The 14,679-nt window shown below is 71.2% G+C and carries 17 protein-coding genes and 6 tRNA genes; 9 read left to right on the top strand and 14 right to left on the bottom strand.

The genetic code is table 11. The features are described 5' to 3' along the window. Nucleotides 1-49: 49 nt before the first annotated feature. The 6 genes from ACIRF8_RS29495 to ACIRF8_RS29470 all read right to left on the bottom strand — a co-directional run bounded on the left by ACIRF8_RS29495 (nt 50) and on the right by ACIRF8_RS29470 (nt 4,560). The gene (locus ACIRF8_RS29495) at nt 50-628 is read right to left on the bottom strand and encodes a hypothetical protein (RefSeq protein ID WP_404219601.1); all 579 of its coding nucleotides are present in this window, start codon (nt 626-628) and stop codon (nt 50-52) included. After that, the gene (locus ACIRF8_RS29490; protein ID WP_404219599.1) at nt 625-1,500 is read right to left on the bottom strand and encodes a carbohydrate ABC transporter permease; all 876 of its coding nucleotides are present in this window, start codon (nt 1,498-1,500) and stop codon (nt 625-627) included. The genes ACIRF8_RS29495 and ACIRF8_RS29490 overlap by 4 nt, the downstream gene beginning before the upstream one ends. Next, complete coding sequence (locus ACIRF8_RS29485) at nt 1,497-2,459, bottom strand: carbohydrate ABC transporter permease (protein ID WP_404219597.1); 963 nt, start codon at nt 2,457-2,459, stop codon at nt 1,497-1,499. The genes ACIRF8_RS29490 and ACIRF8_RS29485 overlap by 4 nt, the downstream gene beginning before the upstream one ends. 13 nt (nt 2,460-2,472) lie before the next feature. Next, nucleotides 2,473-3,780 carry an ABC transporter substrate-binding protein gene (locus tag ACIRF8_RS29480; protein WP_404219595.1) on the bottom strand — a complete coding sequence of 436 codons (1,308 nt, stop codon included), beginning with the start codon at nt 3,778-3,780 and terminating at the stop codon, nt 2,473-2,475. A gap of 209 nt (nt 3,781-3,989) precedes the next feature. Then, nucleotides 3,990-4,061, bottom strand: a tRNA-Val gene (locus ACIRF8_RS29475). 61 nt (nt 4,062-4,122) lie between these two features. After that, entirely contained in the window at nt 4,123-4,560 is a 438-nt protein-coding gene (locus ACIRF8_RS29470) for a TIGR02611 family protein (protein ID WP_404219593.1), read from the bottom strand. A 190-nt stretch (nt 4,561-4,750) separates the two neighbouring features. On the opposite strand from ACIRF8_RS29470, the gene ACIRF8_RS29465 reads away from it, so the two are divergent. Further along, nucleotides 4,751-5,164, top strand: a complete 414-nt coding sequence (locus ACIRF8_RS29465; RefSeq protein ID WP_004002642.1) for an SsgA family sporulation/cell division regulator — start codon at nt 4,751-4,753, stop codon at nt 5,162-5,164. A gap of 257 nt (nt 5,165-5,421) precedes the next feature. Further along, nucleotides 5,422-5,991 carry a CGNR zinc finger domain-containing protein gene (locus ACIRF8_RS29460; protein WP_404219591.1) on the top strand — a complete coding sequence of 190 codons (570 nt, stop codon included), beginning with the start codon at nt 5,422-5,424 and terminating at the stop codon, nt 5,989-5,991. Between the two features lie 15 nt (nt 5,992-6,006). Here ACIRF8_RS29460 and ACIRF8_RS29455 read toward each other — a convergent pair whose 3' ends face one another. Both ACIRF8_RS29455 and ACIRF8_RS29450 read right to left on the bottom strand, forming a co-directional pair. Next, nucleotides 6,007-6,216 carry a hypothetical protein gene (locus tag ACIRF8_RS29455; RefSeq protein ID WP_404219589.1) on the bottom strand — a complete coding sequence of 70 codons (210 nt, stop codon included), beginning with the start codon at nt 6,214-6,216 and terminating at the stop codon, nt 6,007-6,009. A 152-nt stretch (nt 6,217-6,368) separates the two neighbouring features. Further along, entirely contained in the window at nt 6,369-6,836 is a 468-nt protein-coding gene (locus ACIRF8_RS29450; RefSeq protein WP_404219587.1) for a hypothetical protein, read from the bottom strand. A 189-nt stretch (nt 6,837-7,025) separates the two neighbouring features. Between ACIRF8_RS29450 and ACIRF8_RS29445 the strand changes: the two genes are divergently transcribed. Then, nucleotides 7,026-7,529 carry a DsbA family protein gene (locus ACIRF8_RS29445; protein ID WP_404219585.1) on the top strand — a complete coding sequence of 168 codons (504 nt, stop codon included), beginning with the start codon at nt 7,026-7,028 and terminating at the stop codon, nt 7,527-7,529. A gap of 24 nt (nt 7,530-7,553) precedes the next feature. On the opposite strand, the gene ACIRF8_RS29440 is transcribed toward ACIRF8_RS29445, so the two are convergent. From ACIRF8_RS29440 to ACIRF8_RS29430, 3 genes are read right to left on the bottom strand one after another with little or no spacing between them, the layout of a single operon-like run. Continuing rightward, a complete protein-coding gene (locus ACIRF8_RS29440; RefSeq protein WP_404219583.1) occupies nt 7,554-8,378 on the bottom strand; it encodes a GNAT family N-acetyltransferase in 825 nt (274 codons plus the stop codon). A 43-nt stretch (nt 8,379-8,421) separates the two neighbouring features. Beyond that, nucleotides 8,422-9,243, bottom strand: coding sequence for an aminotransferase class IV (locus ACIRF8_RS29435; RefSeq protein ID WP_404219581.1), 822 nt, complete (start codon nt 9,241-9,243; stop codon nt 8,422-8,424). 46 nt (nt 9,244-9,289) lie between these two features. After that, nucleotides 9,290-10,354 (bottom strand): chorismate-binding protein, encoded by a 1,065-nt coding sequence (locus ACIRF8_RS29430; RefSeq protein ID WP_404219579.1) that lies wholly within the window; start codon nt 10,352-10,354, stop codon nt 9,290-9,292. A 167-nt stretch (nt 10,355-10,521) separates the two neighbouring features. Between ACIRF8_RS29430 and ACIRF8_RS29425 the strand changes: the two genes are divergently transcribed. From ACIRF8_RS29425 to ACIRF8_RS29405, 5 genes are all read left to right on the top strand, one after another. Continuing rightward, nucleotides 10,522-10,594 (top strand) — tRNA-Gly (locus ACIRF8_RS29425). 35 nt (nt 10,595-10,629) lie between these two features. Further along, nucleotides 10,630-10,703, top strand: a tRNA-Cys gene (locus tag ACIRF8_RS29420). Nucleotide 10,704: 1 nt separating this feature from the next. After that, nucleotides 10,705-10,776, top strand: a tRNA-Val gene (locus ACIRF8_RS29415). A gap of 52 nt (nt 10,777-10,828) precedes the next feature. Beyond that, nucleotides 10,829-10,900, top strand: a tRNA-Val gene (locus ACIRF8_RS29410). Between the two features lie 43 nt (nt 10,901-10,943). Beyond that, nucleotides 10,944-11,018: transfer RNA gene (locus ACIRF8_RS29405), tRNA-Val, on the top strand. Between the two features lie 58 nt (nt 11,019-11,076). Here ACIRF8_RS29405 and ACIRF8_RS29400 read toward each other — a convergent pair. From ACIRF8_RS29400 to ACIRF8_RS29390, 3 genes are all read right to left on the bottom strand, one after another. After that, on the bottom strand, nt 11,077-11,370 hold the full coding sequence (locus tag ACIRF8_RS29400; protein WP_404219577.1) for a zf-TFIIB domain-containing protein: 294 nt from the start codon (nt 11,368-11,370) through the stop codon (nt 11,077-11,079). 69 nt (nt 11,371-11,439) lie between these two features. Beyond that, a complete protein-coding gene (locus tag ACIRF8_RS29395; protein WP_404219575.1) occupies nt 11,440-12,390 on the bottom strand; it encodes a phosphotransferase in 951 nt (316 codons plus the stop codon). A 208-nt stretch (nt 12,391-12,598) separates the two neighbouring features. Then, complete coding sequence (locus ACIRF8_RS29390; protein WP_404219573.1) at nt 12,599-12,808, bottom strand: hypothetical protein; 210 nt, start codon at nt 12,806-12,808, stop codon at nt 12,599-12,601. A 632-nt stretch (nt 12,809-13,440) separates the two neighbouring features. Between ACIRF8_RS29390 and ACIRF8_RS29385 the strand changes: the two genes are divergently transcribed. Beyond that, the gene (locus ACIRF8_RS29385) at nt 13,441-14,673 is read left to right on the top strand and encodes a serine/threonine-protein kinase (protein WP_404219571.1); all 1,233 of its coding nucleotides are present in this window, start codon (nt 13,441-13,443) and stop codon (nt 14,671-14,673) included. Nucleotides 14,674-14,679: the final 6 nt, after the last annotated feature.

The following is a 14,679-nucleotide window of genomic DNA, read 5'->3' as shown; positions in this document are numbered from 1 at the left end:
CAAACGTGCTGTACGAGAAGGGAGATGGGGGTTCGGGTGGGCGCGGGCGTCAGCGGGTCCGGCCGCGCTCCTCCACGGCGACGGCCGCGGCGGCGAGGATGCCGAGCACGGGCACGGCGAGCGGCGCGAGGAACCCGGCGCACAGGGCCGTGACCGCGAGGCCGCAGACGAGCAGGAAGGAGCCGGCGGGGGCCAGGACGGTGCGCCGGGCGGCGTCGGCGAGCAGGTGGCGCCAGCGCGCCCCCGGCTCCCAGACGGCGGCGGCCCGCAGCACGGCGACGGCGCCGCCGATCAGGGCGAACAGTCCTACCCCTGCGGCGAGTTGGCCGCCGGGCAGTCCGGCGCGCGCCACCTGGAGGTCGACCCGGACGGCCGCGCAGGCCGCGATCCCGGCGAGCCCGACCAGCCATCCGCGCCGGGCCGCACCGCGGAAGTCGGCCAGGAACTCCCGTCGGCCGCCCACGTGGTGGCCCAGGTGTCGGCGCAGATGCCGGGAGCCCGCGGCGAACGCGGCCGGCGCGGTGACGACGGGCACGGACGCCAGCGCGATCCAGACGCCGGTGAGCAGGCACTCGGCGAAGACGCCGAACCCGACGCGGCGCCGGGACTCGACCGGTGCGGCGCTCATCCCTTGAGTCCGGAGGTCGCCATGCCGTCGATGAGGTAGCGCTGAAAGGCGAGGAAGAAGGCGATGACCGGGATCAGCGCCACCATCGACATCGCGATCATGCCGCCGTAGTTGGAGATGCCCTCCTGGTCGCGGAACATCATCAGGCCGAGCGAGACGGTGTACTTGGAGGGGCTGTTGAGGTAGATCAGCGGCCCCATGAAGTCGTTCCAGGCGTTGATGAAGGTGAAGATGGCGCTGGTGATGATCGCGGGCCGGCTGAGCGGCAGCACGATCGACCAGTACGTGCGCAGGTGTCCGCAGCCGTCGAGCTTGGCCGCCTCGTCGAGTTCCCTGGGCAGACCGCGCATGAACTGCACCATCAAGAAGACGAAGAACGCCTCAGTGGCGAGGAACTTGCCCGCGACGAGCGGCACGAGCGTGTCGATGTAGCCGAGGTTGCGAAACAGTACGTACTGCGGGATGAGCAGCACGTGGTACGGCAGCAGCAGGGTGCCGATCATCAGCGTGAAGAGCAGGTTCCGCCCGGCGAACCGGATCTTGGCGAAGGCGTAGGCGGTCAGCGAGCTGGACAGCACGACACCGACCACGGCGAGACCCGCGTACATCAGCGAGTTGACGAAGAAGCTGCCGATGGAGATGCCGGAGATGCCGTCGGCGAGCCCGGAGAAGTTCGACCAGATCGGCTTGACCGGCAGCAGGTCGAGGCTGCCGACGATGTCCTTGCTGGGTTTGACGGAGGCGCCGACCACCCAGATCACGGGGTAGAGGACGACGGCGAGCACGACGAGCGCGCCCACGTGCCAGACGAGGGATCCGCTGCGCCGCCGCTCGCCCGCGGTGCGGACGGCGGGGCTGCTGACGCTGGTCACTTGGTGGCCTCCGCGTTGTCGTAGTGCACCCACTTCTTCTGCGACCAGAACAGGACCGCCGTGACGAGCGCCACCGCGATCACCAGCGTCCAGGCCATCGCGGAGGCGAAGCCCATCTGGGACTCCTTGAAGCCCTTCTGGTAGAGGTAGCAGGTGTAGACGAGGGTGGCGTCGGCGGGCCCGCACCGGGTGTCGGAGACGACGTAGGCGGAGCCGAACACCTGGAAGGCGTGGATCGATTCGAGCAGCACGTTGAAGAACAGCACCGGCGAGATCATCGGCAGGGTGATGTTCCAGAACCGGCGCAGCGGCCCCGCCCCGTCGACCTCCGCGGCCTCGTACAGCTCCTGCGGCACCTGCTTGAGCCCGGCCAGGAAGATGACCATGGGCGCGCCGAACTGCCAGATGCTCAGGGCCACCAGGGCGTACAGGACGTAGTCGGGGTTCCCGATCCAGCCGCCCACGTCGATGCCGAAGATCTTCTGCGTACGGTCCACGACGGCGTCGTCGGAGAACAGGGCCCGCCACACGAAGCCGACGGAGACGCTGGCGCCGATGAGCGAGGGCAGGTAGAACGCGGCCCGGTAGAGCGCCTGTCCGCGGCGCTTCTGGGCGAGGAGCAGGGCGACACCGAGCGCGAGCAGCAATTTCAGGGGCGTGGCGACGACCACGTACTTCAGCGTGACCTGGACCGACTTCTGCCAGCGCGGGTCCTGGAACATGGTGGTGAAGTTGTCGAGCCCCACCCATTGCGGTGGGGTGAAGAGGTTGTAGCTGGTGAAGGCGTAGTACAGCGAGGCGATCATGGGCCCCGCGGTGAGCAGCAGGAACCCGGCGATCCACGGCGACATGAAGAGGTAGCCGGCGAGGTTCTCACGGTGCCGCCCCCGGCGCCCGGGGGCGGGGGCGGCGGACCGCGCCGCTCCTCGTGCCGCGGGCGCTTCCTTGACGAGCGTCATGACGTACGTCCCCTCAGCCCGCGAACGCGGCCTTGGCCTCGCCGAAGAACTGCTTGGCGGCAGCGGCCGGCTTGGACTTGCCCTGGGCGACCTCGCCGCCGATGCGCAGGAACGCGGCCTCGATGACGTCGGCTCCGGACGGGTGCGGGGTGATCTTGCCGAGCACCCCGGCGGCGGCGACCTCGTCCTCGTAGGCGGCGACGCCCTTGTTGTTGGCGTCGGCCGGCTTGTACGCCTCGTACTGCTCGGTGGTGGCGAGGATGCCGCGGTCGTACCCCATGATCTTGCCGACCTCGGGGTCGTGGACCATGAAGTCGATGAACTGGGCGGCTTCCTTCGGGTGCTTGGTGCCGGTGAAGGCGCTCAGCATCAGCGAGCCGAGGTACTGGCCGGTGTCCTTGCCGTCGGTGGTGGGGATCGGCGCGAGCCCGTAGTCGGACTCGCCCTCGCCCGCATAGCGGATGGAGAAGTTGTCCCAGGTGAATTCGGAGGCGGCGAGCCCGGCCGAGAGACCGGACTTGGGCTTGACCTGCTCGATCTTCTTCGGGTCGGCGACGAGGCCGGACTTCACGCGCTTGTGGCCGTCGGTCCACCACTGCGTCAGATCGGCCTCGGTGAAACCGAGTTCGGTGTCGGTGAAGAACGCCTTGCCGTTCTGCCGGAGATACAGGTCGTAGAGGTACATGATGGTGAAGTAGCCGGTGTCGCCCGCGATTTTCTGGGTGTCCTGGATCTTCTGGAGCGCGTCGAAGTAGTCGTCCCAGGTCCAGCCCATCTCGGGCGCGATGCCCGCCTTCTTGAAGACCTTGAGGTCGATGACGAGCGACATGGTGTTGGCGCCGACCGGTATGCCGAGTTGTTTGCTTTCGACCTGACCGGCCGTCAATACGCCGTTGCGGAAGCCCTTGAGATTCAAGTTCCCGGCGTCCGCCTGGGACTTGAGGTCCATGAGGACACCGCGCTTGTCGTACTTACGGAGAAAGGCGACGGAATTCTGGAAGACGTCGGGCGGATTTCCGCCGGAGGCCTGCGTCTGGAACTTCTCCCAGAACGACTCGTAGTCGGTGAATTCGGGCTTGATCTTGATCTTCGGGTACTTCTTCTCGAAGAGGGCGATCGACTTCTTGATCGCGACGGTCCGCGGCTCCCCGCCCCACCACGCGTACCGGAGGGTCACCGGGCCGTCGCCCGAACCGCTGCCACCGCCGCAGCCGGCCGCCGTCAGACCGAGCGCCGCGAGCGACCCCCCGGCGACCTTCAGCAGGCCACGCCGGTCAAGATCCCAGTTCGTAGGCACAGTTAGCCCCTCCACCCTGCGCATTGAATCGTTTTAGGAAAGCGCTTGCCGGGCAAAGGTAGAGACGGGGCGGGTGCACGTCAACGGTTCGGGCAAGAATTGAATCGACTCGCTTCCAACGGCCAGCTCAGAGCGGTGGCCGACCATCGCCCGCACTGTTCGGCCCGTCGTACGGGGCGACGGGAACGCCGAAGGCCCCGGAGACGTGATGTCTCCGGGGCCTTCGGTCCGGGTGGGCGATACTGGGTTCGAACCAGTGACCTCTTCGGTGTGAACGAAGCGCTCTCCCACTGAGCTAATCGCCCGGGCGCAGGAAGAACATTACCCCATGTCAGGGACGGCTTGGGACCACCCCGCGCCCTGCGGTCACTGCCTGATGTTCCACGGCATCTCGAACCCGAACTTCCACACGTAGACGCCGACCAGCACCGCGATGATCACCAGGCCGACCGTGGTCAGGATGATGTTCCGCCGCCGCACCTTCGGGTCGAGCGCGCGCTGCGTGGCCTCCGTGACCTTGCGCTTCGTCCAGCGCAGCACGAGCTGGGCCCAGACGAACTCGGTCGCCCAGATCGCCATTCCGCCGAAGATCACCAGCCAGCCGGGACCCGGCAGCGGCAGCATCACGATGCCCGCTCCCACGACCGCGAGCCCGATGATGAAGACACCGACCTGCCAGCTCAGATGCAGCGCTCTGCGCTGCTGGACGAACTCCGGCGCCCGGGAGCCCAGCGGCTTCGCCCCGGACTCGGTCTCGTCGGCACCGGCGACCTGACCGGCCGCCTCGTCACTCCCCGTATTCATGGCACCAAACCTACCCGACTCATTCGCGTCACCGGAATGGGCGTTACCCACCGGATAAGACTCGGCCGTACGAGCTACGTAAAGCAGCCCAAAACACTCAGAGGGGTTTACAACGGCACCGTAGGTGGCATGTCGATTTCGCCGACGTGCGAATCCCCGAGCGCACACTGAGCGAAAGGCCCTGGCGCTTATGAACACCACGGTCAGCTGCGAGCTGCACCTGCGCCTCGTTGTGTCGAGCGAGTCCTCACTGCCTGTACCGGCAGGACTGCGGTATGACACGGCCGATCCGTATGCCGTGCACGCCACCTTCCACACCGGAGCGGAGGAAACCGTCGAGTGGGTTTTCGCCCGCGATCTCCTCGCCGAAGGCCTTCACCGGCCGACCGGCACCGGCGACGTCCGAGTCTGGCCGTCCCGCAGTCATGGTCAGGGCGTCGTCTGCATCGCCCTGAGCTCTCCGGAGGGTGAGGCTCTGCTCGAGGCCCCGGCGCGGGCCCTGGAGTCGTTCCTGAAGCGGACCGACGCCGCCGTGCCACCCGGTACGGAGCACCGTCACTTCGATCTCGATCAGGAGCTCTCGCACATCCTCGCGGAAAGCTAGTCGCGCAGGAGGTTCGCGCCGGCAGCCGGTCGGCGGGAGCGCAGCGAGGGCGCCTCACGCTGTCGACTCGGGGAGACAGCGTGGTGCAGCAGACGCACAACAACCGCATAGGGCAGAGACCGGCGTCGCCGCCGTGGGACCTTCCACGGCGGCGGCGCCGTCGCGTCCCCGCCATGCCCCCGCCCCCGCGCCGGAAGGGCGCTAGGCTCGGCCAGCATCGGCGGGCGCCTGCCCGCCCCCAGGCCAGGGAGCGAATCGTGCTGATCACCCACGACACCCGGTGCGCGCTCGACACCGTGGTCGATCTGGTGAACACCGCACCGGACAGCCAGGACGGTTCGGCGGCGAGCGACGGTCTCGCGAGCGTGGCGGCGCTGGCCGAGTTCGTGGAGAAACACAGGATCAGCGACGTGGGCGTGCTTGCGGAGCGTGACCTCGCCACGATGCACGCGATCCGCACGAAGTTCGCTCAGGTGTTCGCCGCGCCGGATCCGCGCGGCGCGGCCACGCTGATCAATGAGGTGATCGCCGCGGCCGGCACCACCCCGCGCCTGACCGACCACGACGGCTACAACTGGCACGTGCACTATTTCGCCCCCGGCGCGTCCGTCGCGGACCATGTGGCCGCCGACTGCGGCATGGCCCTGGCGTTCTTCGTGGTCGCCGGGGAGCAGGAACGGCTGCGCCGCTGCGAGGCGCCCGACTGCCGGTACGCGTTCGTCGACCTGTCCCGCAACCGCTCGCGCCGCTACTGCGACAGCCGCACCTGCGGGAACCGGCTGCACGTGGCCGCCTACCGGGCGCGCCGCAAGGAGGCCGCGGGCTGAGCGCTCGATAGGCCCCTACAGCAGGAGCAGGTCGTGCAGGGCGGCCAGCAGGAGCAGGGTGCCGATCACTCCCAGGAAGATCATCAGTGGTGGCTGGGAGAGGGCGAAGAGGCAGCCTCGCTGTGGGGTGTCGGGTCGTACGGGCATGGGCGGCGCGGGCTCGGTGAGCGGCGCCTTCCCCGGGTCGGCGTCCAGCGGGTCGGCCGGCTTCGGTGTGTCCAGCATCTCGCCGTGATGATGTCGCAGGCAGCGGCCGACAGCCGCTCAGACTGCCTGTTCATCATGGGAGTTCGCCGGATTACGTGACCTTCGACCGGGCACCTGCGCGATAAGTCGGACCCGTCTCGCACAGGCGTCCGGCCGGGCGGGCGCCGGGGTCAGATGCCGTGCTTCTTCAGGATCGCCTCGATGTCGCTGAAGTCGTCGGCCGCGCCCGCCTTCTGCTTCGCCTCCGACCGCGGCCGGGGCTCGGGCCGGAGCTGCGGCTGGGCGGCCGGTGCGGTGCGCGTGCCCGGCCCGAACGAGGGGTCCGAGGCGGCGGGGGCCACGGCCTCGCGCCGCGCCGCCCTGCGCTCCTTGCGGGTGCCGCCGCGCCGCCGCTCGACCGCGCGGGTCCCCATGAACATCAGCCAGGCCGCGCCGAGCACGCCGAAACCGGCCCAGGCGGTCGGGCTGAACGCGGTGTCCACGACCCAGGCGACCGCGCCGGTCATCACCAGACCCAGCGGGACCAGGGAGTAGGCGGCGATGCGGGCGGCGGCGAGGAACCGCTTGCGGTAGGCGGTGACCGCGGCGATGCCCAGGCCCGCCACGGACACGGCGGAGCAGACGGTCTCGGCAATCATCCGGTCTCCTTCGTTCGGGCCGGGCCCGGGCCCTTCCGGTCGCGGGCGGGGCGTTCCGTCCCCTTCCATCCTGCACCGCGGGGGCCGCCCGGGGCCACGGCCCGGGCGGACCTCAGGGACATCTCGGGGTCGCCCGTCCTCCGCAGGTCCAGGTTGGGGGGCGGCGGGCCGGCCTGGAAGACTGGCCCCATGAACGCCCCGAAACCCCTTCTTGACGTGTGGTGCGAGTTGCAGTGCCCCGACTGCCGCTCGGCCCTGGACGACGTGCGCGCGCTGCGTGAGCGGTACGGCGACCGGCTCGACCTGCGCCTTCGGCACTTCCCGCTGGAGAAGCACAAGCATTCCTTCGCCGGTGCGCAGGCCGCCGAGGAGGCGTTCGAGCAGGGCAAGGGCTGGCCCTACGTCGAGGCGGTGCTGGGCCGGGTCGAGGAGTTCGACCGCGCGGGTGAGTCGTTCCTCGTCGAGGTGGCGGCCGAACTCGGCCTTGACTCCGAGGAGTTCGACACCGCGCTGATCGACGGGCGGCACATCCTGATCGTCGACGCCGACCAGGCCGAGGGCAAGGCGATCGGCGTCACGGGCACGCCGACGTACGTCATCGGCGGCGAGCGGCTCGACGGCGGCAAGAGCCAGGAGGGGCTGCGGGCACGCATCGAGGAGATCGCCGACCGGCTCCTCGCCGAGCAGCCGTAGCAGGGCGCCCTCGGCCCTGCCGCCTCAGAGGAGCTGCTTGTACAGGTGCAGCACGGTCGGTTCGTAGCCGAGCGACTCGTACAGGCCGAGCGCCGGGGCGTTGCCCGCGAACACGTTGAGGCCGATCCGCCCGGCGCCCGCGGCGATCGAGTCGGCCTCGGCGAGCAGCATCAGCGAGCGCCCGTGGCCCCGGCCCCGGTGGTGCGGGGCCACCTCCACGTCGTAGACGTACGCTCCGTCGGGGCGCTGGGCCAGCCACAGGGTGCCGACCGGCTCCGCGTCGTGCTCCAGGACGCTGAGCAGGACGTCCGGGCTCGCGACGCCCTCGGGCAGCAGGAGCGCGTGGTCGCGCTCGGCCTTCTCGCGGGCCTCCTGCGGAGTGGCGCCGCGCTCGACGACGGTGCGCGCGTAGCGCTCCTTGGCCCGCTCCAGCCACGGCCCGAACTCGGCCTCCGTCATCCGGCGCCCGCCGCTGCCCCCGGGGAGCGGCGGCGCCAGCTCGGGCAGCGGCTTCGCCATGTTCCGGTTGCGCTCGACGTAGCCGAGTGCGCCCGCGAGCCGCAGCAGGGCGCCTTCGCGGGCGGGGACCGACAGCTCGATGCGGCGGCAGTTCCACGAGCGGGCGACCTCCTCGGCGGCGAGGGCGGCGACGGTGCCGCGACCGCGCCCCCGGTCCTGCTCGTCGATGCGCAGATCGAGGAGCTGGGCGACGGTCGGGCCGAACGCGGGGTGCGTGGCGAGGTGGAGCGTGCCGACGGGACGGCTGTTCACGCACACCGTGTAGTGGCGCGAGCGTGACCCGTCGGCCGTGCGCTGAAGCGGCTCGGTCGGCCGCAGAGTCGTGGTCATCACGGGTGTTCTACCCGCCCGTACGCCGCGGACGACAGCGGATTTACGGGTCGAGGTGGTCTGCGGCCCGCTCGTCCCAGACGCGCATCGCCTTCGCCGTGACCGGGCCGGGCGCGCCGGGCAGGTCGCGGTCGTCGATCCGGTGCACGGCCTGGATGTCGCGCAGCGTCGACGTCAGGAAGATCTCGTCGGCCTGGGAGAGCACCGACAGCGGCAGGTCCGTCTCCTTGGCGCCGGTCCATTCGACGGCGAGCGCGCGGGTGATGCCCGCCAGGCAGCCGGAGGCGACCGGCGGGGTGTGGATCTCGCCGTCCAGGACGACGAAGACGTTCGAACCCGTGCCTTCGCAGAGGCGGCCCAGGGTGTTGGCGAACAGGGCCTCGGAGGCGCCGAGTTCACGGGCGCGGGCCAGGGCCACGACGTTCTCCGCGTACGAGGTGGTCTTCAGGCCCGCGAGGGCGCCGCGCTCGTTCCGGGTCCAGGGGACGGTGATGGCGGCCGTGGTGTCGGGGCGGCGGCCGGCCTCGCCGAGCGCGACGACGAGCGTGGTGCCCTCCTCGCCGCGGTCGGAGCCGAGCGGGGAGAGGCCGCCGGTGTAGGTGATGCGCAGGCGGCCGAGCGCCATCGGGTTGGCGTCGAGGACGGCGGCGCAGGCGCGGCGCACCTCGTCGAGGTCCGGTTCGGGCAGGCCGAGGCCGCGCGCCGAGCGGGCCAGCCGGTCCAGGTGCCGGGTGAGCGCGAACGGCTTGCCGTCGACCGTCTTCACGGTCTCGAAGATGCCGTCGCCCACGGTGAGCCCGTGGTCGAAGACGGAGACGCGCGCGTCCCGGGTGTCTGTCAGCCGGCCGTCGAGCCAGATCTTCACGTGAGGTCCCTCCACCTTGCCCGGACTACGGATCACGGACTACGGACTACGGACGAAGCACGGCGCACGGACCGTCCGCCGGCCCGCCGTGCCCCTGCGACGCTACCGCGAGCAGCCGCGACGCCTTCAGCTCGGTCTCCCGCCACTCCCCCTCCGGGTCGGAGCCCCAGGTGATCCCGGCGCCGGTGCCGAACCGCAGGACGGCCCCCGCGTCGCCCCGCTCGATCCAGAACGTGCGGATGCCGACGGCCAGTTCCCCGGTCCCCCGGTCCGCGTCGACCCAGCCGATGCCGCCGCAGTACGGGCCGCGCGGCGCCGTCTCCAGGGCGTCGATGATGCGCAGCGCGCTGGATTTGGGCGCCCCTGTCACGGAGCCCGGCGGGAAGGTGGCGTCGAGCAGGCCGGCCCAGCCGGTCCCCTCGCGCAGTTCGCCGCGTACGAGCGACACCAGGTGGACGAGGCCGGGGTGCTTCTCGACGACGCACAGGTCGGGGACGGTCACCGTGCCGGGCGCGCAGACGCGGCCCAGGTCGTTGCGGACCAGGTCGACGATCATGACGTTCTCGGTGTGGTCCTTCTCCAGGAGGTCCGCCTCCGTCCGTCCGGTGCCCTTGATGGGCCCGGACTCGACCGTCGTGCCCCGGCGCCGCAGGAACAGTTCGGGCGAGGCCGTCGCGATCTCGACGCCGTGGGCGGGCAGCCGGACGGTGCCGGCGTACGGGGCCGGGTTGCCGCGGGCGAGGAGGGCGGTGAGCGCGTCGACGTCCGCGTCGTCGGGTACGGGCGCCGACAGCACCCGGCACAGGTTGGCCTGGTAGACCTCGCCGGTCTCGATGTGGGCGCGTATGCGGCGCACCCCCGCCGTGTACGCGGTGTGGTCGAGCGACGACATCCAGTGCGTCGGCGCGGGGCCGTGCCAGGCGCCGGGGCGCGGGAGGGGCACCGCCTCTTCTCGTACGTCGCCGAAGCGGGCGCAGACCAGGCGTCCCTCGAAATCGGCGACCACCGCCCAGAAGCCGGTGGAGTCCAGGGCCGCGGGGTCGCTGGTCACGTCGCGCAGATCGGTCGCGAGGAGATCACCGAAGCGGGCGAGAGGAGGAAGGCCGATCACATGGTCGAGTCTAGAGCGGGTGACGGGGCGGTGACCTGGGGTGGACGCTCCGCGGTCGCTCCGGTGGTCGCACCTCAGCACGCTGCGCAAACGCGTTTTTGTACTGGCCCAGGAATCCGCTAGAGTTCAACACGTCGCCGGGACGCGCAAGCGGTTCGGAAAGACACGCGAACGTAGCTCAGTTGGTAGAGCGCAACCTTGCCAAGGTTGAGGTCGCCGGTTCGAACCCGGTCGTTCGCTCGATGTGGGGGATCTTCCCGAACCCCTACGCTCCTGGTGGAGTGGCCGAGAGGCGAGGCAACGGCCTGCAAAGCCGTCTACACGGGTTCAAATCCCGTCTCCACCTCCATGCGCGATTAGCTCAGCGGGAGAGCGCTTCCCTGACACGGAAGAGGTCACTGGTTCAATCCCAGTATCGCGCACTGGATCTTCGGACCCGGTTCCTCGGACTCTGGTTCGTATGTCATCCGCCCCGCGCGATTAGCTCAGCGGGAGAGCGCTTCCCTGACACGGAAGAGGTCACTGGTTCAATCCCAGTATCGCGCACGCAGCACACTCCGCGGAGCCTGATAGAGTCTGGCCCGTTCCCGCGCGATTAGCTCAGCGGGAGAGCGCTTCCCTGACACGGAAGAGGTCACTGGTTCAATCCCAGTATCGCGCACCAGCGAGAAGCCCCCGGTCCTCGGACCGGGGGCTTCTTCGTGCCCGGGGGCCGCGGAGGCTCAGGACGAGAAGAGCATCCGGCCGAATCCCTTGTTGTGGTGACCGTGGTGCCCGTGGTGTCCCTGGTGCCCGCCGTACTGCGGTGCTCCCCACGCGGGGGCCGGGGCGGCGGGGTACGCCTGCGGGGCGGGCGGCGCGGGCGGGGCCTGCTGCTGCCACTGCGACTCCAGGCGGGTCAGCGACTCCAGCTCGCCGTAGTCGAGGAAGATCCCGCGGCAACCGCTGCACTGCTCGATCTGGACGCCGTTGCGGTTGTACGTGTGCATGGGTGCGTGACACTTGGGACACTGCATGGTCGGGTCAACTCCTCGCCGTTCGGCACTGCTTCGCCGGAACCCTTCCCGGCTTCCGTCCCTGGCACCCTACTTGGCGGCGTCCCGGCCCAAGTCGGGCGGTACGCGCACCATTCGGTCGCAGGCGTCGACCACGGCCACCTCCGCCTCGTCGAGGGGGCGGCCCGCCGCCGTGGCCTTCGTGACGGCGAGGGCGGCCGTCTGCACGGTCAGGGCGCGGGCCGGCACGTCCAGGGCGGGCCACGGGTCGGGGGCGGCCAGTTCGCGGGCGCCGCCCGCCCGCCGGTACGCGGTGAGGAAGCGGGCCCAGTCCTCGGCGGGCAGCAGGCCGCAGGCGAACCAGGCCGCCGGGCGGGCCAGGTCCCAGGCGGGGTCGCCGATCCCGAGGTCGTCGATGTCGATGAGGTGCCAGTCCCCCGAACCGGCCGGCCGGCGGACGAGCTGGCCGAGGTGCAGGTCGCCGTGGCACAGGGCGCGGGCATGCGCGTAGGGCTCCTCGGCGCGGGCCCACGGCGGCAGGGTGTCCCAGGCGTGCCGGACGGGCCGGGCGGCGGGGTGGTCGGGGGCGGAGGCGTGCAGCCGGGCCAGGGCGCGGGCCGCCTTGAGGGGGCCTCTCATCGGTGGCAGGGCACGGGGAAGCCGGTCCATGGGCGTGGTGTGGAGCCGGGCCAGGAGCGTGGCGGCGGCTTCCCAGGGGGCGTGTTCCGGGTGGTCGGGGTCGACGGGGGTGCCATGCGGCCAGAACGTGACGAGGCGGTCCTCAAGGGGCTTCGCGGCGTCGTGCAGGGGTGGCAGGAGCACACCGGCGAGGGCGGGGTGGGCGGCCACGGCGAGGCGCAGCCGCAGCTCGGCCGGGTCCGTGCCGGGGGCGTGGACCTTGGCGACGGTGTGCCCGTGCCGGACGACGGTGCCGTCGGGCCGGTCGGCGAGCGTCACCGCGTCGCAGCCGCAGGGCCCGGGGCCCCGGTGGAGGGCGGCACGGGCGGCGGCCTGGAGCGCGGGCGCGATGGACGGGAGCACGGCCCCGAGGGTACGGGCCGGGCGCCCGGATGCGCGGGGCGGCCCCGGTGGTCGTCCGGCCGGTGCCCAATGGGCGGGGCAAGGCAATGCCGCGTGCAGCTCCCCAGCTGCACGCGGCATTTGTGCCGTCCGCCGCACCCCCGTCCCCACGGGGTTTCCTGGTCGGATGTTCCCGCCCGGACCGCTCATCCGGGCCTGGGGACGCCGCTCAGCGCCCCAGCATCACGCCCACGGACGACGCTTGTGTGACCACCGCGTCCCAGCCGCCGAAGACGACGACGAGAAGGGCCGCGAGAGGAAGAACCATGGCGGTCGCCACCAAGGGGTGACGGCGGCCGGTCGCGGGGCTGCCGAACGACACAGTCCTGCGGGCCCACGTGCTGCGGAACGCTGTCGTCCGCGGTGTCGTGTCCGCCATGGTCCTCTCCCGGTCGAATGCGCGGGTCCCCCGGACACATTCGGACAGGTCCGGGGGATCTTGAATTGTCGGCAGCGGCGGGTACCTGACCTCGGGGGACGAGTGCTGCACCCGCCGCTTGACCTCAAATCTATGGGCGGCGGCCCGTTCGGACGTCATGCCCTCGTACCGAATGCCGGGCCTCCCGGAGGATGAGCGCTCCCACCCCGTGTACTCCCCTGGGTGGAGATGAAGTCCTACGTCTCGGGGACTTCCCCGAGGGGAGGCCGCCGCGCAAGGCCACGGACGAAGACCTGGGGTGACATCCCTCACTTCCGTCCACCCCGTGCACACCGCGGTCGCCGCTTGGCGGGCCGCCCCGCCGACCACCTCCTCGTACGTGCGGACCGTGCCCGCAGTGATGGCGAGCGGCGTGCCCGGGTGGCTGATCATGGGGCCAATTCGCGGTCGGCGCCGGGTGGTTGGTGGCCGGGACGGGGCCAAGGGGCTTGTGCGGTGCGTTCCCTGACCGACTTTCACCTTTCCCGCCCCGCGGCGGCAAACGAATCCGGTGCGAGGGCGCGGCCTGAGCGCACAGTCGGCCGCGTAAACGTAAGCTGTCGCTCGTCAGACGAGACCGGGCAGCAGCGGGGATGAACATGGCGATGATGCGCCTGAGGCGCGAGGACCCGCGCGTCGTCGGCTCGTTCAGGCTTCACAGACGGCTCGGGGCGGGCGGGATGGGCGTCGTCTATCTCGGCTCCGACCGGCGTGGGCAGCGAGTCGCGCTCAAGGTGATCAGGCCGGACCTGGCGGAGGATCAGGAGTTCCGTTCGCGTTTCGCGCGCGAGGTCTCCGCCGCGCGCCGGATCCGGGGCGGGTGCACCGCGCGGCTGGTCGCCGCCGACCTGGAGGCGGACCGGCCGTGGTTCGCGACGCAGTACGTGCCCGGTCCCTCGCTGCACGACAAGGTCGCCGAGGAGGGCCCGCTCGCGGCGTCCGACGTGGCCGCCGTGGGTGCCGCGCTGTCCGAGGGGCTCGTCGCCGTGCACGAGGCGGGCGTCGTCCACCGCGACCTCAAGCCGTCCAACATCCTGCTCTCCCCCAAGGGCCCCCGCATCATCGACTTCGGTATCGCGTGGGCGACCGGCGCCTCGACGCTGACCCATGTCGGAACCGCGGTGGGCTCCCCCGGGTTCCTCGCGCCGGAGCAGGTGCGCGGCGCGGCCGTCACCCCGGCCACCGACGTGTTCTCCCTCGGGGCCACCCTCGCGTACACGGCCACGGGCGACTCGCCGTTCGGGCACGGCAGTTCCGAGGTCATGCTCTACCGCGTCGTGCACGAGGAGGCGCAGTTGCGCGGGGTGCCGGACGCGCTCGCGCCACTGCTGCGCGCATGCCTCGCCAAGGACCCGGAGGAGCGGCCCAGCACCCTCCAACTGTCGCTGCGGCTCAAGGAGATCGCGGCGCGTGAGGCGCAGGGTCTCGGCGCCGCGCGCCCACCCGCGCCGCGCACCGAGGCGGACCGGCCGACGGGACGGCTCGCCGAGAGCTACGCGGATCAGCGCACCCAGCGACGTACCCAGCCGGGCACGCCCGCGCCGCGGCCCGGCACCGACCGGGCGGACGGGCGGCGGACGGACGCACGGCGGACGGGCAGTGGACGGACGGGCGGCGGTTCCGGTCCGCGCTCCACCACGTCCCGTTCCGGGAAGCGGCCCGCGCCGCGCAGCGGTACCGGGCGCCCTGCTCCCCGGACGAACGGGACGGGCGCGGGCAAGAAGCTGCGGCCCGCCAATCCGCGGCTGCTGCGCCAGCGCCTCTTCGTGTTCGTGGTGGTGACGCTGCTGGTGGCGCTGGTGATCGCGGCGGCGCAGAGCCTCTGACGGGCT

The organism is Streptomyces sp. NPDC102406 (genome assembly GCF_044765725.1).
In the GTDB taxonomy this organism is placed as follows: Bacteria; Actinomycetota; Actinomycetes; order Streptomycetales; family Streptomycetaceae; genus Streptomyces.
The sequence above is the reverse complement of the archived record's forward strand: the minus strand, read 5'-3'. Positions and strand labels throughout refer to the sequence as shown.